The organism is Agreia sp. PsM10, from assembly GCF_030433855.1.
GTDB lineage: Bacteria > Actinomycetota > Actinomycetes > Actinomycetales > Microbacteriaceae > Agreia.
The window spans coordinates 214,154-232,436 of sequence record NZ_JARUXC010000005.1 but is presented as its reverse complement, the minus strand read 5'-3'; the positions used below and the strand labels follow the sequence as shown (position 1 = coordinate 232,436).

Annotated in this window: 19 protein-coding genes and 1 pseudogene; 17 read left to right on the top strand and 3 right to left on the bottom strand. The window is 67.2% G+C overall.

Features of this window, described 5'->3' with window-relative positions; translation table 11 throughout:
• Positions 1-104 precede the first annotated feature (104 nt).
• Together QCD70_RS08665 and trmD are read left to right on the top strand one after the other, a co-directional pair.
• Positions 105-1,028: an endonuclease domain-containing protein gene (locus tag QCD70_RS08665; RefSeq protein WP_301215123.1), complete on the top strand. Its 924-nt coding sequence runs from the start codon at positions 105-107 to the stop codon at positions 1,026-1,028.
• 122 nt (positions 1,029-1,150) lie between these two features.
• Positions 1,151-1,882, top strand: coding sequence for a tRNA (guanosine(37)-N1)-methyltransferase TrmD (trmD, locus tag QCD70_RS08660; RefSeq protein WP_301215120.1), 732 nt, complete (start codon positions 1,151-1,153; stop codon positions 1,880-1,882).
• On the opposite strand, the gene QCD70_RS08655 is transcribed toward trmD, so the two are convergent.
• Positions 1,838-2,500, bottom strand: coding sequence for a helix-turn-helix domain-containing protein (locus QCD70_RS08655; protein ID WP_301215117.1), 663 nt, complete (start codon positions 2,498-2,500; stop codon positions 1,838-1,840). The genes trmD and QCD70_RS08655 overlap by 45 nt on opposite strands.
• Before the next feature lie 185 nt (positions 2,501-2,685).
• On the opposite strand from QCD70_RS08655, the gene QCD70_RS08650 reads away from it, so the two are divergent.
• Positions 2,686-4,236 carry an NCS1 family nucleobase:cation symporter-1 gene (locus tag QCD70_RS08650; RefSeq protein ID WP_301215115.1) on the top strand — a complete coding sequence of 517 codons (1,551 nt, stop codon included), beginning with the start codon at positions 2,686-2,688 and terminating at the stop codon, positions 4,234-4,236.
• A 41-nt stretch (positions 4,237-4,277) separates the two neighbouring features.
• Positions 4,278-5,018 carry an aspartate/glutamate racemase family protein gene (locus QCD70_RS08645; RefSeq protein ID WP_301215113.1) on the top strand — a complete coding sequence of 247 codons (741 nt, stop codon included), beginning with the start codon at positions 4,278-4,280 and terminating at the stop codon, positions 5,016-5,018.
• A gap of 12 nt (positions 5,019-5,030) precedes the next feature.
• Here the strand turns inward: QCD70_RS08645 and map are convergent, their stop codons facing one another.
• Positions 5,031-5,804 (bottom strand): type I methionyl aminopeptidase, encoded by a 774-nt coding sequence (gene map, locus QCD70_RS08640; protein ID WP_301215111.1) that lies wholly within the window; start codon positions 5,802-5,804, stop codon positions 5,031-5,033.
• 84 nt (positions 5,805-5,888) lie between these two features.
• On the opposite strand from map, the gene QCD70_RS08635 reads away from it, so the two are divergent.
• The 10 genes from QCD70_RS08635 (at position 5,889) to QCD70_RS08590 (ending at position 13,821) form a co-directional block, all read left to right on the top strand.
• Positions 5,889-6,392: a hypothetical protein gene (locus tag QCD70_RS08635; protein WP_301215109.1), complete on the top strand. Its 504-nt coding sequence runs from the start codon at positions 5,889-5,891 to the stop codon at positions 6,390-6,392.
• Between the two features lie 152 nt (positions 6,393-6,544).
• On the top strand, positions 6,545-6,895 hold the full coding sequence (gene rplS / locus QCD70_RS08630; RefSeq protein ID WP_202566514.1) for a 50S ribosomal protein L19: 351 nt from the start codon (positions 6,545-6,547) through the stop codon (positions 6,893-6,895).
• A gap of 101 nt (positions 6,896-6,996) precedes the next feature.
• Positions 6,997-7,743, top strand: a complete 747-nt coding sequence (lepB, locus tag QCD70_RS08625; protein WP_301215105.1) for a signal peptidase I — start codon at positions 6,997-6,999, stop codon at positions 7,741-7,743.
• Positions 7,680-8,402 carry a ribonuclease HII gene (locus QCD70_RS08620; RefSeq protein ID WP_367316707.1) on the top strand — a complete coding sequence of 241 codons (723 nt, stop codon included), beginning with the start codon at positions 7,680-7,682 and terminating at the stop codon, positions 8,400-8,402. The genes lepB and QCD70_RS08620 overlap by 64 nt, the downstream gene beginning before the upstream one ends.
• 12 nt (positions 8,403-8,414) lie before the next feature.
• Entirely contained in the window at positions 8,415-8,738 is a 324-nt protein-coding gene (locus QCD70_RS08615; RefSeq protein ID WP_044442048.1) for a DUF2469 family protein, read from the top strand.
• A 108-nt stretch (positions 8,739-8,846) separates the two neighbouring features.
• Positions 8,847-9,209: a YraN family protein gene (locus QCD70_RS08610; RefSeq protein ID WP_301215100.1), complete on the top strand. Its 363-nt coding sequence runs from the start codon at positions 8,847-8,849 to the stop codon at positions 9,207-9,209.
• Positions 9,206-10,738, top strand: coding sequence for a YifB family Mg chelatase-like AAA ATPase (locus QCD70_RS08605; protein ID WP_301215097.1), 1,533 nt, complete (start codon positions 9,206-9,208; stop codon positions 10,736-10,738). The genes QCD70_RS08610 and QCD70_RS08605 overlap by 4 nt, the downstream gene beginning before the upstream one ends.
• Positions 10,735-12,012, top strand: a complete 1,278-nt coding sequence (locus QCD70_RS08600) for a DNA-processing protein DprA (protein ID WP_301215095.1) — start codon at positions 10,735-10,737, stop codon at positions 12,010-12,012. Before QCD70_RS08605 ends, QCD70_RS08600 begins: the two co-directional genes overlap by 4 nt.
• Positions 12,009-12,881: an SDR family oxidoreductase gene (locus tag QCD70_RS08595; RefSeq protein WP_301215093.1), complete on the top strand. Its 873-nt coding sequence runs from the start codon at positions 12,009-12,011 to the stop codon at positions 12,879-12,881. The genes QCD70_RS08600 and QCD70_RS08595 overlap by 4 nt, the downstream gene beginning before the upstream one ends.
• 22 nt (positions 12,882-12,903) lie before the next feature.
• Complete coding sequence (locus tag QCD70_RS08590) at positions 12,904-13,821, top strand: tyrosine recombinase XerC (protein WP_301215091.1); 918 nt, start codon at positions 12,904-12,906, stop codon at positions 13,819-13,821.
• 106 nt (positions 13,822-13,927) lie between these two features.
• Here the strand turns inward: QCD70_RS08590 and QCD70_RS19210 are convergent.
• Positions 13,928-14,299, bottom strand: a pseudogene (locus tag QCD70_RS19210) (M23 family metallopeptidase); the annotation flags it as partial.
• Positions 14,300-14,521: 222 nt separating this feature from the next.
• On the opposite strand from QCD70_RS19210, the gene QCD70_RS08585 reads away from it, so the two are divergent.
• From QCD70_RS08585 to rpsB, 3 genes are all read left to right on the top strand, one after another.
• Positions 14,522-16,012, top strand: a complete 1,491-nt coding sequence (locus QCD70_RS08585; protein ID WP_301215089.1) for a sugar porter family MFS transporter — start codon at positions 14,522-14,524, stop codon at positions 16,010-16,012.
• 9 nt (positions 16,013-16,021) lie between these two features.
• Positions 16,022-16,945 (top strand): phosphodiesterase, encoded by a 924-nt coding sequence (locus QCD70_RS08580; protein WP_301215087.1) that lies wholly within the window; start codon positions 16,022-16,024, stop codon positions 16,943-16,945.
• A gap of 254 nt (positions 16,946-17,199) precedes the next feature.
• The gene (gene rpsB / locus QCD70_RS08575; RefSeq protein ID WP_301215085.1) at positions 17,200-18,234 is read left to right on the top strand and encodes a 30S ribosomal protein S2; all 1,035 of its coding nucleotides are present in this window, start codon (positions 17,200-17,202) and stop codon (positions 18,232-18,234) included.
• The last annotated feature ends 49 nt before the right edge of the window (positions 18,235-18,283 follow it).

Here is an 18,283-nt window from a genome sequence, read left to right as displayed (position 1 = left end):
GGCGCCGAGAGGCGTTCGGAGGGTCGAGAACTCCGCCCGTTCGTGTTTTCCACAGATCGCTTCAGACGCCGTTTCCCAGCTTTCGAAGCGGCCAACATGTACTCATGCAGCCTCTACTCGACGTCATCGATGGCTATGGCGGTGTCGCCTCGTTCAGCACCCTCTCGGCGCACGGCTTCGCATCGTCCGATGTGTCGCGAGCGGTGAAAGCCGGCCTTCTCACAAGCCCTCGTCGCCGTTGGTGGGCGACGTCGCGCGCCGAGCCGGAACTCGTTGCGGCAGTTCGTGTGGGCGGACATCTGACCTGTGTCTCGGCATTGCGACGCAAGGGTGTCTGGTGCGTCGATGACGGACTACTGCATGTGGCCGTGGGCCGGAATGCAAGTCATATCGCTGCACCTCACGACCGGTCCGTACGCCTCACCGATCCTGCGCGACACGGGGTGCGACTTCATCGCGGAACGGCCGTTCTTCTGCCCGGTGAGTTGGATCTCGCGGTCGACAGGGTGGCCCCCGCGCTCCGGCACCTCGTCGTCTGTCAACCGCGCGAAGACGTGATCGTCGCACTGGATTCGGCGCTGAACAGTCGCTTCGTCGGCATCTACGACGTGCGTGCGGTGATCGAGTCCCTTCCGAAGAAATACAGGCACTATCTCGACCTCATCGATGCGACGGCTCAATCCGGTCTCGAGACGAAAGCGCGGTTGCGGCTTCGAGCTCTGGGAATCCCATACCTCACGCAGGTGCAGATCGGCACGGTCGGTCGGGTCGATCTCGTGGTGGGGGAGCGATTCGTCGTCGAGCTGGACAGTAAGGCCTGGCACACGAGCGCTCAGGCCTATGCCGAAGACCGCCGTCGTGACCTCGAGTTGATCGAACGGGGGTACATCGTTCTCCGGGTCACATATGACCAGGTCATGAATCAATGGTCTTCGGTCGAGCGGGCGATCCGGGCCGTTGTGCGGCGGAACGAGCATCGCTGGGCCGCCAGGCATCGGATCGCCGGGCTGATTCCGTCGGACAGCTGACATTCGGGCGGAGATTCAGGTATGCCGCCGCTCAGAGGCTGACGGACTATCGATAACTCCGCCCGATGCGTCGCCGCTGCTCGGCGGCAACCCGAGCCGGCGGCCGCCGATAGGCTTTCAGGATGCGTATCGACATCGTCTCGATCTTTCCGAGCTTCTTCGACGCGCTCGACATCTCGCTGCTCGGCAAGGCCCGCCAGTCCGGTCTCATCGAGCTCGGCGTGCACGACCTGCGCGACCATACCCACGACAGGCACCGCCAGGTCGACGACACTCCTTTCGGCGGTGGCGCCGGCATGGTCATGAAGCCCGAGCCGTGGGGCGAGGCTCTCGACGCGATCCTCGATGCCGCACCCGAGGAATCCGGCCCGCCCCTCGTCATCTTCCCCTCGCCGGCCGGCCAGGTCTTCACGCAGGCGATGGCGCGCGAACTGTCGACGCGAGAGCACCTGATCTTCGGATGCGGTCGGTACGAGGGCATAGACCAGAGGGTCTTCGACGAGACGGCCGAACGCGCGGAGGTGCGCCTCGTGAGCCTCGGCGACTACGTGCTGAATGGCGGCGAGGTGGCCGTCATGGCGATGATCGAGGCGATCGGCCGTCTCATTCCCGGCGTGGTCGGCAACCCCGAGAGCCTTGTCGAGGAGTCGCACGAAGACGGACTCCTCGAGTATCCGAGCTACACGAAGCCCGCCCAGTGGCGCGGCCGGGAAGTGCCGCCGGTGCTGCTGAGCGGCAACCACCGCCTCATCTCGGCGTGGCGCCACGAGCAACAGCTCGAACGCACGTCCCGCGTGCGACCCGACCTGCTACGAGTGCGCGATCACCCAGACGGCGACGCAGGGCTCGCCTGATCGGTTGCTCAGACGGTGCGGCCTGGTCGCGGGAAACGTGATGGAGTCGCCTGACGAGAGGGTGACGTCCTCCGATTCGAACGTGATCGTCAGCGTGCCGGAGGTGATGCTGCCGATCTCGAAACCGTCGTGCCGGATGAGGTCGCCGTGGGCGCTGCCGGTCGAGCCGGCCGGGTAGGTCGACTCGAAGATCTCGAGGCCGGGAACCGGGCCGGGGGAGAGGCGGCGGTAGACCACGCCCGATTCGAGATTCATGTCGGGTGTGCGGCCGGCGCGCGAGATGACGTAGCCGTCGCCCTCGACGGGGTCGTCGGCGAGGCCGGCGAGCCTGTCGCCGAGGGTGTCGGCGGGTGCGGTGGATGCCGACGAGTCGGCCCCCGGAGCCTCGAACGCGGCCGACAGGGGTACGCCCAGCGCGGTCACGATCGCGATGAGGCGGTTGACCGACGGCACCATCACGCCCGTCTCGATCTGGGAGACGGCGCTCGGCGAGATGTCGAGGGAGCGGGCGAGCGCCCGAAGCGACAGCCCTGACTGGGTGCGCAATTCGCGGAGGCGTCGACCGAGCGACTCGTTGGCGCTGAGGGCGCCGTCATCCGACTCGAGCGCGTTCTCCACCCGTCAATTGTCACATGCCTGTAACAGGCGCGAAATCGCAGACGTGGTGTTAAGCAATAGCTTTATGAGCACTGACGGAGCCCCTGGGGAGCTGCCGGATAGGGAACGTGTTCCGACTACTACGGTGCGCCGACCACCACCCTCCACACACCTGTCGCATCACTGATGAGAAACCGGAGAATTCCATGACCGAGGTCATCCATCCCCACGGGGAGAAGCCCGGCGACGTGCTCGAAGCCGCAGGCCTGCCCACGGGCAGCGGCGTCGTCGAGTCGTTCCACGACCCGCGCCTCAGCAATGAGGATCTCGCGCCCCTCAAGAAGCAGACCTGGAGCGCTTACAACTTCTTCGCCTTCTGGATGTCCGACGTGCACAGCGTCGGCGGATACGTCACGGCCGGCAGCCTGTTCGCCCTCGGGCTCGCGAGCTGGCAGGTGCTGATCGCCCTGCTCGTCGGCATCACGATCGTCTACTTCCTCTGCAACCTCGTAGCCAAACCCAGCCAGCAGTCCGGCGTTCCGTACCCGGTGATCTCGAGAACGGTCTTCGGAGTTCTCGGGGCCAACATCCCCGCGATCATCCGCGGCCTGATCGCGGTGGCCTGGTACGGCATCCAGACCTACCTCGCCTCGGCGGCGCTCGTGGTCGTGGCACTCAAGCTGTGGCCCGACCTGGCGGGCATCGCGGATGCCGACACCGTCGGTTTCGCAGGTCTGTCGCTGCTCGGCTGGATCGCCTTCCTGATCCTCTGGGTCGCGCAGGCCTTCGTCTTCTGGCGAGGGATGGAGTCGATCCGCAAGTTCATCGACTTCTGCGGACCCGCCGTCTACGTCGTGATGATCATCCTCGCGATCTACCTCGTGTCGCAGGCGGGCTGGGAGAACATCGACCTCAACCTCGGCTCGGTGCAGTTCGAGGGCTGGGACGCCGTTCCCGTCATGCTCGGCGCCATCGCGCTCGTGGTGTCGTACTTCTCGGGCCCGATGCTGAACTTCGGCGACTTCTCGCGCTACGGCAAGTCGTTCAAGGCGGTCAAGCGCGGCAACCTGCTCGGTCTGCCGCTCAACTTCCTGGTCTTCTCGATCCTCGTCGTGATCTGCGCGGCCGCCACGGTTCCGGTGTTCGGCGAGCTGATCACCGACCCGATCGAGACGGTCGCCCGCATCGACAACGTCTACGCGATCATCCTCGGCGCCCTGACCTTCGCCATCGCGACCGTGGGCATCAACATCGTGGCGAACTTCGTGTCGCCCGCGTTCGACTTCTCGAACGTGGCACCGCAGAAGATCTCGTGGCGCATGGGCGGCATGATCGCCGCCGTGGGAAGCGTTCTGATCACCCCATGGAACCTCTACTCCAGCCCGGAGATCATCCACTACACGCTCGACACGCTGGGTGCGTTCATCGGCCCGCTGTTCGGAGTGCTGATCTGCGACTTCTACATCGTGCGCAAGCAGACGGTCTACGTCGACGACCTCTACACGATGAGCGAGAAGGGCCGGTACTGGTACAAGAAGGGCTTCAACCCGAACGCCGTCATCGCGACCGCCGTCGGTGCGGTGCTCGCGGCCAGCACGGTGTTCATCCCCGCTCTTCAGGGCGCTGCGTCGTACGCCTGGTTCATCGGCTGCGGAATCGCCCTGCTCGTCTACTGGATCGCCGAGAAGGTGAGCCCGCAGGCGGCGCGCAGCATGCAGGCCGCCGAAGAGCACGAGACCGCGTCGGTCATCCAGTAACAGCCCATCGCTCGACCGCTCCACCGAACGGACACGCACCCGTGCACATCACCGTGATCAACCCGAACACCACCCGGGCCATGACCGACATGATCGGATCATGCGCCCGGGGGGTGGCCGGGCCCGGAACCCGGATCGCCGCCGTGAACCCGCCCATGGGGCCGGCGTCCATCGAAAGCCACTACGACGAGGCGCTCTCGGTGCCCGGCCTGCTCCACGAGATCGCGGCCGCCGAGCGCGCGGGTTCCGACGGCTACGTCATCGCCTGTTTCGGCGATCCGGGGCTGGATGCCGCTCGCGAGCTCGCGGGCGGCCCGGTCGTGGGCGTCGCGGAGGCGGCGATGCACGCGGCCACACTGGTGGGCCGCAGCTTCAGTATCGTCACATCGCTCTCGCGCACGGTCGGCCGTGCGCAGGATCTGGTGAGGCACTACGGATTCGCCGATCGGTGCGTCGGGGTGTACGCCTGCGACATCCCCGTGCTCGCGCTCGACGACCCGTCGAGCGAGGCGGCCCAGGTGATCATCGACCTCTGCAGAGAGACGATCGAGCGCGACAAGTGCGACTCGATCGTCCTGGGATGCGCGGGGATGGCCGACCTGTGCAGCTACATCTCGGCGGAGATCGGCGTTCCCGTCATCGACGGGGTGAGCGCCGCCACCAAGCTCGTGGAGTCGCTCGTCACCTTGGGCTACACCACGTCGAGGCGCGACGAGTTCGCCCGGCCCCTGCCGAAGGCGTACATCGGCGAGCTTGCCGCGTTCGAGCTCGCCGCGTCGTAGACGAGTGCCGGATCAGCCCCGGGCGCGGGCCGTCAGCACGATCGGGCCGTCCTCGGTGATGGCGACCGTGTGCTCGGAGTGCGCGCCCCGCGAGCCGTCGGCGCTGCGCAGGGTCCAGCCATCCGGGTCGGTGACGATCTTGTCGGTCGACTCGAGGAACCACGGCTCGATCGCGATCACCAGGCCGGCGCGAAGGGGGAGACCCCGATTCGGCCGGCCGTTGTTGGCGACATGGGGATCCCCGTGCATCGTGCGCCCGACGCCGTGTCCACCGAAGTCGGTGTTCACGCTGTATCCGGCCTCGGCGGCCACCTGGCCGATGGCGGCCGAGATGTCTCCGACGCGCGAGCCGACCCGGGCGGCCGCGATTCCGGCATCCAGAGCCCGTTCGGTGGTCTCGATGACCCGCAGGTCTTCGGGGCGGGGAGTGCCGACGATGACGGACACGGCGGAGTCGGCCACCCAGCCGTCGACGGATGCGGCGAAGTCGAGACTCACCAGGTCGCCGTCGCGCAGGACGTAGTCGTGGGGGAGCCCGTGCAGCACGGCGTCGTTGACCGAGGTGCACAGCACCTTGCCGAAGGGGCTGGCGCCGAACGACGGGTGGTAGTCGATGTAGCAGGACTCGGCGCCCCGTGCTCTGATCATCTCGTGGGCGATCGCGTCGAGCTTCAGCAGGTTGACGCCGACGGCGGCCCTCGACTTCAGCTCGGTGAGCACGTCGGCGACGAAACGCCCCGCAGCCCGCATCTCGTCGATTTCAGTGGGGGTGCGCAACTCGATCATGTGTCTATTCTGCCCGCACTCCTGTTCGCCCGGGGCGCACAGCATCCCAGCCAATTCCCGACCTGCCGCGCATACCCTGAATACGTGATCATTCGTCGGGCCTTCTACTCCATCCTCTTTCCTGCAGCGGTCGTGCTGCCGGCGTGGATGCTCATCGGCAGCGCCGTCTTCGGCGGCGGCGGATGGCAGACGCTGGGCGCACTCCTCAGCAGCATCGTGCTGTTCATCGCGCTGGCCGCGATCTCAGGCATCGTCTTCGCCCGTCCGGGCGTTCGCGCGGCCAAGGCCGTGTCGTGGCTCGACGTCGGAATCCTGACGGTCATCGCAGCCTCGGCGATCACGCTGGGCTTCGATTCCGTGGCATCGACGGCGGCCACCGTCGTGCTCATCGTCGCCGTCATCGGTGGTTTCTGGGCGGCCGTCTGGCAGTTCTTCACCGAGGCCCGCAGGCGCGTGCAGGATGTCTTCGCCTCGTTCGAGGTTCCCCCGGCCGCCCCCGGGGCGGGATTCGGGCCCGCCCAGGTGCCCGCGGGCATCCGGAACGACGGCGAATACATCGTGATCGAGACGAGTCGCGACACTCACTGATTGTGGGTCGGCGCCCGCGTGTGGCAGAATAAACGATTGTGCCTCGGCCCGACTCTGCCACAGGGGAGTCTGCGATAAACGATGGCACCGAAACTCACACTTCTTTTACCCCGTAGTCGACCTGTGGCGGTTGCAGAGAGCGAATCACCATCATGAGCCACATTCTCGATCACGTCGACGCGGCATCGCTGCGTAGCGACATCCCCGAGTTCCGCGCCGGCGACAACGTCAAGGTGCACGTCAACATCGTTGAAGGTACGCGTTCGCGTATCCAGGTCTTCCAGGGCGTCGTCATCGGCCGCTCGGGCGAGGGCGTTCGCGAGACGTTCTGCGTGCGCAAGGTCAGCTTCCAGGTCGGCGTCGAGCGCACCTTCCCCGTGCACTCCCCGGTCATCGACCACATCGAGGTCGTCACCCGCGGCGACGTGCGTCGCGCGAAGCTCTACTACCTCCGTGCCCTCCGCGGCAAGAAGGCCAAGATCAAGGAGAAGCGCGACGCGTAACGTCCGCCTCCGAATCGCCTGACAGCCGAAACGCCGTCGGCTTCCCGATTCACATCCCTGAGCTCCCTGCCCATAAAATGGCAGGGAGCTCAGGCGGTTAAATGACAGAAACGACCATGCCATCGCGTACGTCACGCCGGCAGAAGAATTCGCGCACGTCGCGCAGCGCATTGCTGTTCCTGCGCGACATCCTCATCATCTTCCTCGTCGCCGTGCTGGCGTCGGTGCTGATCAAGACCTTCCTGGTGAGGTCCTTCTACATTCCCTCGGGGTCGATGGAGAACACGCTCCAGATCAACGACCGCATCCTGGTCAACCAGCTCGAGCCGAACATCATGCCGATCGAGCGCGGCGACGTCGTTGTCTTCGCCGATCCGGGCGGCTGGCTTCCCGCCACGATCGAACCGGAGAAGCCGCCGGTTCAGGCCGCCCTCGACTGGGTTCTCGAGACGGTGGGGCTCACGGCCAGCGACGCCAACGACCACCTCATCAAGCGGGTCATCGGTCTGCCCGGCGACCACGTCACGTGCTGCAACGCGCTCGGCCAGATGTCGGTCAACGGCGTTCCGCTCGACGAGCCCTACATCAAGCTGCCCGACGGCCAGACCGCGGCATCCGGCGTCGCCTTCGACGTCACGGTGCCCGAGGGATCGCTCTGGGTCATGGGCGACAACCGCTACAACTCGAAAGACTCGCGGTTCAACCAGGACCAGCCCGGCAACGGCTTCGTTCCCGTCAAGAACGTCGTCGGGCGCGCGCTGTGGATCACCTGGCCCACCGACCGATGGACGTTCCTCGACAACTACTCCGACGTGTTCGCCGGCGTCGAGAGCGAGGGATCGAAATAGCCGTCTCCGATCCCACCCTCACCGTCGAGCGCGGCCTGGAACGCCGGGGCGCGAGCCTCGTCATCGGAATCGACGAGGTCGGCAGGGGAGCGCTCGCCGGCCCTGTCGCCGTGGGTCTCTGCGTGATCCGCGCCAGCAGGCGGGCGCCCATTCCGGCGGGCCTGCGCGATTCCAAGATGCTCTCCGAGGTTGCGCGCGAGCGCATCGCACCGCTCGCTGCCGCGTGGGCGCTCGACAGCGCCGTGGGGCTCGCCAGCCCGCAGGAGGTCGACGAGCTCGGAATCATCGCCTGCCTCGGCCTCGCCGCCAAGCGCGGGCTCGGCCTGCTCTACGGCCGCGGGGTGGATGTCGCGGGTTCGGTGATCCTGCTCGACGGCTCCCACAATTGGCTGGCCCCGGCGCTGTCCACTCCTCTGAACGTGGTGACCCGCGTCAAAGCCGACCGTGACTGCGCGTCTGTGGCCGCGGCATCCGTTATGGCCAAGGTGCACCGCGACCGACTGATGATCGACCGTCATGCCGATACGCCCCACTACGGCTGGGACAGCAACAAGGGCTACGGCAGCACCCTTCACATGGAGGCCATCGCCAGCCATGGAGCAAGCGACTTCCACCGTCGAAGCTGGCTCAAGGAACCCGCCCTCGTTTCGACGCCGTAGACTGGGCGAACCATGGAAGATGATGAGATCGAGGACTACGACCGCGAAGTCGAACTGGCCCTCTACCGCGAATACCGCGATGTGGTCTCGCAGTTCAAGTACGTGATCGAGACCGAGCGCCGGTTCTACCTGGCGAACGACGTCGAACTGGTTCGCCGCGACACCGAGCACGACTTCTACTTCGAGCTCGTGATGAACGACGTGTGGGTGTGGGACGTCTACCGCTCCGACCGCTTCGTCAAGAGCGTGCGCGTGCTGACCTTCAAAGACGTGAACGTCGAAGAGCTGTCGACGAAGGACTTCGAGCTTCCGAAGGAACTCGCGCTCGACGAGTAGCCCTCGTCCTCTCCTCGGCTGAGCCTGTGGAGAGCGGTTCATCCCCGTTCTCGTCGTTCGTCGGGAGCTGCGTTTCGCGCGCTGCCATCCTCGGTGGCGGAGGCGCGAATGAGAGCGAAAGATGCCCTGGGTCGCCAGGGTGAAGACGTGGCGGCGAGTTATCTCGCAGATCAGGGCTTCGCCGTGGTCGAGCGAAACTGGCGATGCGAGCACGGTGAGATAGATCTCGTCGGGGTCGACGGTCGAGACACGGTATTCGTCGAGGTCAAGACGAGGTCGTCGACGGCATTCGGGCATCCGTTCGAGGCGATCACCGACGCGAAACTGGCCAGGCTGCGACGACTTGCCGCCGCCTGGTGCGAGGCGCAGAGGGGCGCTCGGCCCCAGGTGATCCGCATCGATGTCGTCTCGGTGCTGATCCGCGACGGCGCACTACCCTTCGTCGAGCACCTGCGCGGGGTCTTCCGATGATCGGCATGACCACCGCCGTCGCCCTGCTCGGTCTTACCGGCCAGATGGTCGAGGTCGAGGCCGACATCACGCCGGGCCTGCCCTCGTTCACCATCATCGGCCTGCCCGACACGGCCCTGTCGAATGCCCGCGAGCGGGTGCGGCACGCCACGAGCAATGCCGGCTGTCCGCTTCCGGCCCGGCGCATCACGGTCAATCTGTCGCCCGCGGCACTGCCGAAGTTCGGTCCCGTCTTCGACCTGGCGATCGCCATGGCCCTGCTCGCCGCGTCGCGCAGCATCAGCGCCGAATCCATCGGGCGGGTCGTGCACCTCGGCGAGCTGGGGCTCGACGGCAGGCTCCGACCCACCAGCGGCATCCTGCCCGCAGTGGCCGCCGCCGCGCGCCTCGGCCACACGCGGTTCATGGTGCCTGCCGGCAACGCCGACGAGGCCGCCCTCGTGCCGGGTATCGAGGTCATTCCCGTCGCCTCGGTGAGAGACGCCGCGATCTTCCACGGCAGTACCCTGCAGCCTCAGCCCGTCGAGCCGATTCTGCTGGCACGGGAGAGCGCCAGCGAGACGCCTGTTCTCGAGCTGGCCGACGTGGTCGGCAATCGCGATGCCACGCAGGCGATGGTTGTCGCAGCCGCGGGCGGCCACCACCTCTTCATGCTCGGTCCGCCCGGAGCGGGCAAGACCATGCTCGCGGCCCGGCTGCCCGGGCTCCTTCCCGACCTCGGCCCCCTCGAATCGCTGGAGGTCAGCTCATTGCGTTCGCTCAGCGGAGACATCGTCGGGTCGCAGCTCATCACCCGGCCGCCGCTCGAGAGCCCGCATCACACGGCGACCGCTGCCGCGCTGGTCGGAGGCGGCTCCCGGCAGATCCGGCCCGGCGCCGCGGCACGCGCATCTCACGGGGTGCTGTTCATCGACGAGGCGCCGGAATTCAACTCCTCGGTGCTCGACGCGCTGCGGCAGCCGATCGAGACCGGGGTCATCAGCATCCACCGGGCAAACGCCGTCGCCTCATTTCCGGCCTCGTTCCAGCTCGTCCTGGCCGCGAATCCCTGCCCGTGCGGGCAGTACGGCGCGCGCGATTCGGAGTGCACCTGCACACCGCACTCGCGTCGCCGGTACCTCGCGCGCATCTCCGGTCCGCTCATGGATCGCATCGACATCCAACTGCGCGTGCAGAGGATCACCGCAGCTGAGCTGCGAATGGCAGACGGCGAGGAGCGGCTCGACACGGCAACGGCCCGCAGCACCGTCGTGGCGGCACGGTCGCGGTCCGCGCAACGGCTCGACGGCACCCCGTGGAAGCTGAACTCGCAGGTTCCGGGCTCATGGCTCCGCACCGGCCCTCGTCGCCTGGCACGGTCGACGACGGCGTCTCTCGACAGGGCGCTCGAGCGGGGAGGTCTCACGATGCGCGGCTACGACCGGGTACTGCGCCTGGCGTGGACGGTCGCCGACCTCGACGCCGCGGAGTCGCCGACCGCGGAGCACGTCGGACGAGCCCTCTACCTGAGAAAGTCGCTGCAGTCATGACCACCTTCGGACTGGACTCGAACCAGGTCATACGTCTCGCGTCGGCTGTGCTGGCCGATGGCGAGACGGAGATCGATGAAGCCGGCGCGGCCGAGGTCTTCGCCCGGGCATCGTGGAGCGGCATCGCGGAGCCCGGCGACTCCGTCGCCGGAGCGCTCGTCACGGCTCTGGGGCCGGCTCAGGCGCTCACCGCCCTCGTCGATGGCTGGGCCATGGAACGAGTGGCCGGAGCCGTGGGTGACGCGGTCTCCGACTCCCTGACGACGCGCGATCTCACCCTCGCCTTCGACCGGTGGAGGCCGCGCCTCGTCTCGAATGCCGTCATCACCTCTCTTCGTCAGGCCGCCCGGGTGTCGGCACGTCTGATCCGCCCGACAGACCGGCTCTGGCCGGCGGGCGTCGACGATCTCGGCGTTCACGGGCCCATCGCGCTCTGGGCGCGGGGAATCAACGATGCGATCGAATCGCTCGGGTCGTCGATCGCGCTGGTGGGCGCTCGTGCGGCCACGGGCTACGGCGAGCACATGGCCATGGAGCTCGGAGCGGGTCTGAGCGACCGTGGAGTCGCCGTCGTCTCGGGGGCCGCCTACGGAATCGACGGCATGGTGCATCGGGCCGTTCTCGCGAGCGGAGGACTCACCGTCGCGTATTTGGCCGGAGGCGTCGACAGGTTCTATCCCAGCGGTCACGACGCCCTGCTCGGCCGCATCGCCACGGTCGGAGCGGTCATCTCCGAGCTGCCGTGCGGATCGCCTCCGACGAAGTGGAGATTCCTGCAACGCAATCGCCTGATTGCGGCCTCGAGCGTCGCGACGGTCGTGGTGGAGGCGGGGCACCGATCGGGGTCGCTCAACACGGCCGCACACGCGGCCTCGGTGGGGCGGCCGCTCGGAGCAGTTCCCGGTCCGGTCACGTCGCCGTCATCGGCGGGCTGTCATCGCCTGATCCGGGAGTTCGATGCGGCATGCGTCACGAGTGTCGACGAGGTTCTCGAACTCGCTTCAGGTCTTATGGCCGACGGTGCCGGTCAACCCGAACTCGATCTGGGTCTGGATCCGGCATCCGATCGCCGACCACCCGAGCAGGTGCGCGTTCTCGATGCGCTCAGTGTTCGGTCTGCACGACCGACCACCGACATCGCCAGGCGCACGGGACTGGCTGTGTCGGCGACCGAGGGGGTGCTGGGTCTGCTCGCCCTCGAGGGCGCCGCCATCGAGACGGAGGCGGGATGGAGGAAGCAGAAGGGGGGTGCGCCGGGTACCGTGAATCCATGACCTCTTCACCGCTCGCACCGCTCGCCATCACAGGATCGTCAGGACATCTCGGTGGTGCCGTGGCACGCGGACTCGCCGCTCACACCTTGCCGTTGAGGCTGATCCTCCGCTCGGCGAAGCGGGCGCCGGCTTTGGTGGGCGCAGAGATCGTCGAGGCGCAGTACCGGGATCGGGCAGCCTCCGAGGCCGCTCTCCGCGGCGTGCGCACCCTGTTCATGGTGTCCGCCTCGGAGTCGGTCGACCGAGTCGACGAGCATCGGGCCTTCGTCGATGCGGCGGCAGCAGCGGGCGTCGAGCACATCGTCTACACGTCGTTCTTCGGCGCCGCTCCCGACTCCGTCTTCACCCTGGGCCGCGACCACTACGCCACGGAGCAGCACATCCGTGACTCCGGCATGCAGTTCACCTTCCTGCGCGACAACTTCTACCTCGACTTTTTGCCCGAACTGGCGGGCGACGACGGGGTCATCCGCGGGCCGGCCGGCGACGGACGCGTATCTGCCGTGACGCGCGACGACATCGCCGCCTGCGCCATCGAGGTGCTTCTGAACCCGGAGTCGCACCGAGGCGCCACCTACGAGCTCACCGGCAGGGAGACGCCGAACCTCGACGAGGTCGCCGCCACGGTGAGCCGCAAGACAGGTCGCCCTGTCGTGTTCGAGAACGAGACCATCGAGCAGGCCTACGCCTCGCGGGCGGTCTACGACGCGCCCTCCTGGCAGGTCGACGCCTGGGTGTCCACCTACACCGCATTCGCCGCCGGCGAGCAGCAGCGCATCACCTCCGACGTGCACCGGCTGACCGGCCGCCACCCCATGACCCTGTCCGAGTATCTCGACTCGCGCACCACGGAGCACGGCGTCGGGTGAGCCCCGATGCATTCTTGACACCATGCAGCTCGAACGTGAGATCGACGACTTCGTGTCGTACCTCACAGCAGAGCGCGGCTACTCGCCCCACACCGTTCGCGCCTACAGATCCGACCTCGCCGCGCTGAGCCGGTTCGCGCAGTCGCGCGGCATCCACGATGCGGCGCAGCTCACCCTCGACGCGTACCGTGACTGGCTGTGGACCGCCTCGCAGGCCGGGCTCTCCAAGGCGACCCTGGCGAGGAGGTCGGCCACGGCCAAGAGCTTCTCGACCTGGTTCACCCGCGCGAACGGTCAGGCGATCGACGCCGCGTCGAGGCTGCGGGCGCCCAAGCCCGACCGCAGCCTTCCACGCGTGCTCTCGAGAGACGCGATGGACTCCGTGCTCGACTCCCTGGTTGCTCGCACTCACGATGGAGAGCCCCTCGCCCTGCGCGACCTGGCGGTCGTCGAGCTGCTCTACGCGTCGGCACTGCGGGTCTCGGAACTCGTGGGCATCGACACGGCCGACCTCGACCTCGACCGGCGCACCGTGCGTGTGCTCGGAAAGGGCAGCAAGGAGCGGGTGGTGCCCTTCGGCCAGCCCGCGCACCTCGCGCTCGTGGACTACCTGCACCGTGGCCGCCCGGCGCTCGCGGCGCGATCCGACGAGAGCTCGGGCACGAGGGCCGTCTTCCTGGGCGCGCGCGGCGCCAGGGTCGGAACCAGATCGGTCTACGGCATCGTCTCGCGGCTGCTGATGGATGTTCCGGGCTCGGGCCCCGAGGGGCCGCACGCCTTCAGACACACGGCCGCCACGCATCTGCTCGATGGCGGCGCCGATCTGCGTGCCGTGCAGGAGATGCTCGGGCACGCGAGTCTCGGCACGACCCAGATCTACACTCACGTGACGACCGAGAGGCTGCGGGAGACCTACCGCCAGGCGCACCCGCGGGCGTGACCCGAGGCATCCGGTCGTTGGGCCTCTCGAGGAGACGGCCGGCGGCAGTCACCGGCAGCAGGATCGCCCTCGCGGGCGGCTCGAGCACGAGCATCGGCGAGAGGTAGCGGCCGTCACGTCGGACGCCGAGATGAAGGCACGATTCTGCGCAGTGCGACGCCGACGCAGAGGCCACCGTGCCGATCCGCTGGCCGCGGGCCACCTGATCGCCCTTCTTCAGCGTGGTCTCGACCGGCTCGTAACTCGAGACCAGCCCGCCCGGATGCTCGATCGACAGAACGGGCCTATCGACAACACGGCCGGCGAAGCGCACCGTTCCCGACTCGGGCGCGGTGACGGAGGCGCCTGTCGGGGCGGCGATGTCGATTCCTCGGTGGCCGGCGGAGTAGTCGTCGGCCGGGGCCTGCCACTCGCCGACGACGAGGTGGGGATCGGGTATCGGCCAGGCCCAGTCGGTTCCGACGGTGGGCACGGCCATCGGGCCGACGAGCGCGGGGGAGGCCAGGATGATCGGGCCGAGCGCCCTCAGCGCTCGGCGGGCGAAGACGAAGAACGGGGCGCGGCGCATGGTGTCCACCCTGTCAAGGGGGAGCACCCGTTACGGGGGCAATGCCCCGGGTGGGGGACACTTCGTGCCAAGATCGAGGTGTTAGGGACAGCGTCGTGATGCGCACTGTCGGTCACAATGAGGGAGCGGATCATGGCAACCAGTGGGGGCGCGGCGCAGGCCGACACCGATGTGAAGACCGACAAGAAGCTGAGGCGCAAGGTCATCGCGCTTGCAGCGGCGGGCGCGATCGGCGGCTTCCTCTTCGGATTCGATTCCTCGGTCGTCAATGGCGCCGTCGACGCGATTCAAGACGATTTCAGTCTCACCGCCGCGTTCACCGGCTTCGCCGTCGCATCCGCTCTTCTCGGCTGCGCCGTCGGCGCGTACCTGGCCGGCCGTCTCGCCGACCGACTCGGACGCATCCCGGTCATGCTCATCGGCGCCGTGCTGTTCCTGGTGAGCTCGATCGGTTCCGGCCTGGCCTTCGCGGCCTGGGACCTCACCGTCTGGCGTCTCGTCGGCGGACTCGGAATCGGCATCGCCTCCGTCATCGCTCCGGCGTACATCTCGGAGATCGCCCCCAAGGCCATCCGAGGCAGCCTCGCCTCGCTGCAGCAGCTCGCCATCACGGTCGGTATCTTCACGGCCCTGCTCTCCGACGCGATCCTGGCCAACGTGGCCGGCGGGGCGAACGAGGTCTTCTTCCTCGGCCTCGACGCCTGGCGCTGGATGTTCCTCGTGTGCGCCGTTCCTGCGATCGTCTACGGCCTCGTGGCCCTCCGGCTGCCCGAGTCGCCGCGCTACCTGCTGATGACCGACAAGAAAGACAAGGCCACGAAGGTGCTGGCCTCGATCACCCCGCAGAACCAGCTCGACAAGGCTGTCGCCGACATCGAGGCGGGTATTCGCGAAGACGCGGCCAATGCCGACAAGAGCTCGCTCCGGGGCAAGCGCTTCGGCCTCCTGCCCATCGTCTGGGTCGGCATCATCCTGTCGATGCTGCAGCAGCTCGTGGGCATCAACGTGATCTTCTACTACTCGACGACCCTCTGGTCGAGCGTCGGGTTCAAGGAGAGCGACTCCCTCACGATCTCCGTGATCACGTCTGTCACGAACGTGGCCGTCACCTTCGTGGCGATCTTCCTCGTCGACAAGGTCGGTCGCCGTCCCATCCTGCTGTTCGGCTCCGTCGGCATGGCGGTGGCACTTGGATCGATGACGCTGGCGTTCAGCCAGGCCCAGATCGTCGACGGAAAGCCGAGCCTCGAGGGCGCGTGGGGAATCATCGCGCTGGTCGGAGCCAACCTCTTCGTCGTCGCCTTCGGCGCCTCGTGGGGGCCGCTGGTCTGGGTCCTGCTCGGCGAGATCTTCCCGACGCGCATCCGCGGTCGCGCACTCGGAGTGGCCGCGGCCGCGCAGTGGCTGACCAACTTCGCCGTCACCATGACCTTCCCGATCATCTCGCAGGATGTGTCGCTCACCCTGGCGTACGGTCTGTACGCGGCCTTCGCAGCACTGTCGTTCTTCTTCGTCTTCTTTAAGATCCCCGAGACCAAGGGCGTCGCCCTCGAGGAGACGGGAAGCCTGAGCGTCGTGCGCGGACGCAGGCGCGAGAAAGACGGAGTCGGCGGCGCCAAATAGGCTGCAGTCATGCAGCTCGGTCAATACCCTCCCGCCGACCACGTGATCGCGCACATCAGCGACACGCACTTCCTCGGCGGCGGCAGACCGCTCTACGGCAGCATCGACACCGACGCCAACCTCGCCTCGGCCCTGAGCGCGCTCGAGGCATCGAAGATCGACATAGACGCCCTCGTCTTCACGGGCGACATCGCAGACCTGGGCGAACCGGATGCCTATGGCCGGGTTCGCGCGCTCGTCGAGCCGGCGGCCGCCCGCATGGGCGCCGAGGTCGTGTGGGTCATGGGAAACCACGACGACCGGTCCGCCTTCCGGGCGGAGCTCCTCGACGCGGCCGAGGTCGGTCAGTCGGCCGATGGCCGGCTCCACGACGACTCGCCCATAGACCGGGTGTTCGACCTCGGCGGCCTGAGAGTGATCGCCCTCGACACCTCGGTTCCCGGCTACCACCACGGCGAACTGACCGACGAACAGCTCGACTGGTTGCGCCGGCAGCTGTCGATCCGCGCCCCGCACGGCACGATCCTGGCGCTGCACCACCCGCCGGTGCCGAGCCCGGTGGCCTACATGCATGTTCTCGAACTGCAGCGGCAGCACGACCTCGCCGAGGTGATCCGCGGCAGCGACATCCGCACCATCCTCGGCGGGCATCTCCACTACTCCACCCACGGTTTGTTCGCTGGCATTCCCGTGGCGGTCGCCGCAGCGACCTGTTACACGATGGATGTCTCGGCGCCGGAGTCGACGCTGGTCGGCCGCGACGGCGGCCAGTCGATCACGCTCGTGCACGTGTACGCCGATCAGGTTGTCCACTCGATCGTGCCCCTCGGCGACTTTCCCGTCGTCGCCCGATTCGACACCGACTTCACGCGCCGTCTCGAAGCCGCCGATCCGGTCGAACTGCGCGAGTACTACGCCAAGCAACAGGGGTGATATAGTTTCCGGAGCACCTCGATCCGTCGGGGTGACTACGCGTGCCCGCTGACTTTCGTCACGACTCCACTCGGTCCTCCCTTCTCCCTCCTGTTCTGCAGGAGTGCGTGATCGGTGGTCGGAGGCGTGCTGGGCACCAGGAACCGCCGCCAACAGGCCGGTGGTAAGAAACCGATTGACGTGTGCCTGCGGTGCGGGCAGTTCCGATGGACTGCGGCGTGCTCAGCCCACGTCGAAGAACAGGAGAACGGCTCATGGCCGTCGTCACCATTCGCCAGCTGCTCGACAGCGGCGTTCACTTTGGACACCAGACCCGTCGTTGGAACCCGAAGATGAAGCGATTCATCCTCACCGAGCGTTCGGGCAGCCACATCATCGACCTCCAGCAGTCGCTGGTGCACATCGACAAGACGTACGACTACGTCAAGGAGACCGTCGCCCACGGCGGAACGGTTCTCTTCGTCGGAACGAAGAAGCAGGCTCAGGGCTCCATCGCCGAGCAGGCCCAGCGCGTCGGCCAGCCCTACGTCAACCAGCGGTGGCTCGGTGGCCTCCTCACCAACTTCCAGACCGTCTCCAAGCGCCTCGCGCGCATGAAGGAGCTCGAAGAGGTCGACTTCGACGACACCACCCGTGGCTACACCAAGAAGGAGCTTCTGATCCAGAAGCGCGAACTGGTCAAGCTGCAGAAGAGCCTCGGCGGTATCCGCAACCTCACGAAGACGCCGTCCGCCATCTGGATCGTCGACACCAAGAAGGAGCACCTCGCCATCGACGAGGCGCACAAGCTCGGCATTCCCGTCATCGCGATCCTCGACACCAACTGCGACCCGGACGACGTTCAGTACCCGATCCCGGGCAACGACGACGCGATCCGCTCCGTTGGTCTGCTCACGCGCATCATCGCCGACGCTGCCGCCGAGGGCCTGATCCAGCGTCACCAGAAGCCCGAGGAGACCGGCAACGTGTCGGCCGTCGAGCCCCTCGCCGAGTGGGAGCGCGAGCTCCTCCAGGCGTCGGAGAACCCGTCGACCGAGGCCGAGAAGATCGAGGCCGTCGACGGTCTCGTCGAGAACGCCGTCGAGTCCGACTCCGCGAAGGCCGCCGTCGCCGACGTCGTCGCCGCCGAGACGCCCACCGGGGAGAACGACGCAGACGCCGTCGTCGCCGAGCACGAGGCCGCCGCCGACGCGACCATCGTTCCCGAGCACGCCGTCGAGTCCGACGCCGCGACCGAGGCCCGCCTCGAGGCCGAGGCCACCGACGCCGAGAAGACCCCCGCGAAGTAGTTCGCGCCTTCTTTCGACACACAACTCTTTAGCCAAGTAAGGAAGAAAA

Excerpts from the sequence above, each read along its gene's own strand:
- QCD70_RS08580 (WP_301215087.1), top strand. The coding sequence starts at position 16,022 with ATGCAGCTCGGTCAATACCCTCCCGCCGACCACGTGATCGCGCACATC.
- QCD70_RS08605 (WP_301215097.1), top strand. The coding sequence starts at position 9,206 with ATGATCGGCATGACCACCGCCGTCGCCCTGCTCGGTCTTACCGGCCAG.
- map (WP_301215111.1), bottom strand. The coding sequence starts at position 5,804 with ATGATCGAGTTGCGCACCCCCACTGAAATCGACGAGATGCGGGCTGCG.
- QCD70_RS08595 (WP_301215093.1), top strand. The coding sequence starts at position 12,009 with ATGACCTCTTCACCGCTCGCACCGCTCGCCATCACAGGATCGTCAGGA.
- QCD70_RS08600 (WP_301215095.1), top strand. The coding sequence starts at position 10,735 with ATGACCACCTTCGGACTGGACTCGAACCAGGTCATACGTCTCGCGTCG.
- QCD70_RS08615 (WP_044442048.1), top strand. The coding sequence starts at position 8,415 with ATGGAAGATGATGAGATCGAGGACTACGACCGCGAAGTCGAACTGGCC.
- trmD (WP_301215120.1), top strand. The coding sequence starts at position 1,151 with ATGCGTATCGACATCGTCTCGATCTTTCCGAGCTTCTTCGACGCGCTC.
- QCD70_RS08610 (WP_301215100.1), top strand. The coding sequence starts at position 8,847 with ATGAGAGCGAAAGATGCCCTGGGTCGCCAGGGTGAAGACGTGGCGGCG.
- QCD70_RS08620 (WP_367316707.1), top strand. The coding sequence starts at position 7,680 with ATGGACGTTCCTCGACAACTACTCCGACGTGTTCGCCGGCGTCGAGAG.
- lepB (WP_301215105.1), top strand. The coding sequence starts at position 6,997 with ATGACAGAAACGACCATGCCATCGCGTACGTCACGCCGGCAGAAGAAT.
- QCD70_RS08665 (WP_301215123.1), top strand. The coding sequence starts at position 105 with ATGCAGCCTCTACTCGACGTCATCGATGGCTATGGCGGTGTCGCCTCG.
- rpsB (WP_301215085.1), top strand. The coding sequence starts at position 17,200 with ATGGCCGTCGTCACCATTCGCCAGCTGCTCGACAGCGGCGTTCACTTT.
- QCD70_RS08650 (WP_301215115.1), top strand. The coding sequence starts at position 2,686 with ATGACCGAGGTCATCCATCCCCACGGGGAGAAGCCCGGCGACGTGCTC.
- QCD70_RS08590 (WP_301215091.1), top strand. The coding sequence starts at position 12,904 with ATGCAGCTCGAACGTGAGATCGACGACTTCGTGTCGTACCTCACAGCA.
- QCD70_RS08585 (WP_301215089.1), top strand. The coding sequence starts at position 14,522 with ATGGCAACCAGTGGGGGCGCGGCGCAGGCCGACACCGATGTGAAGACC.
- rplS (WP_202566514.1), top strand. The coding sequence starts at position 6,545 with ATGAGCCACATTCTCGATCACGTCGACGCGGCATCGCTGCGTAGCGAC.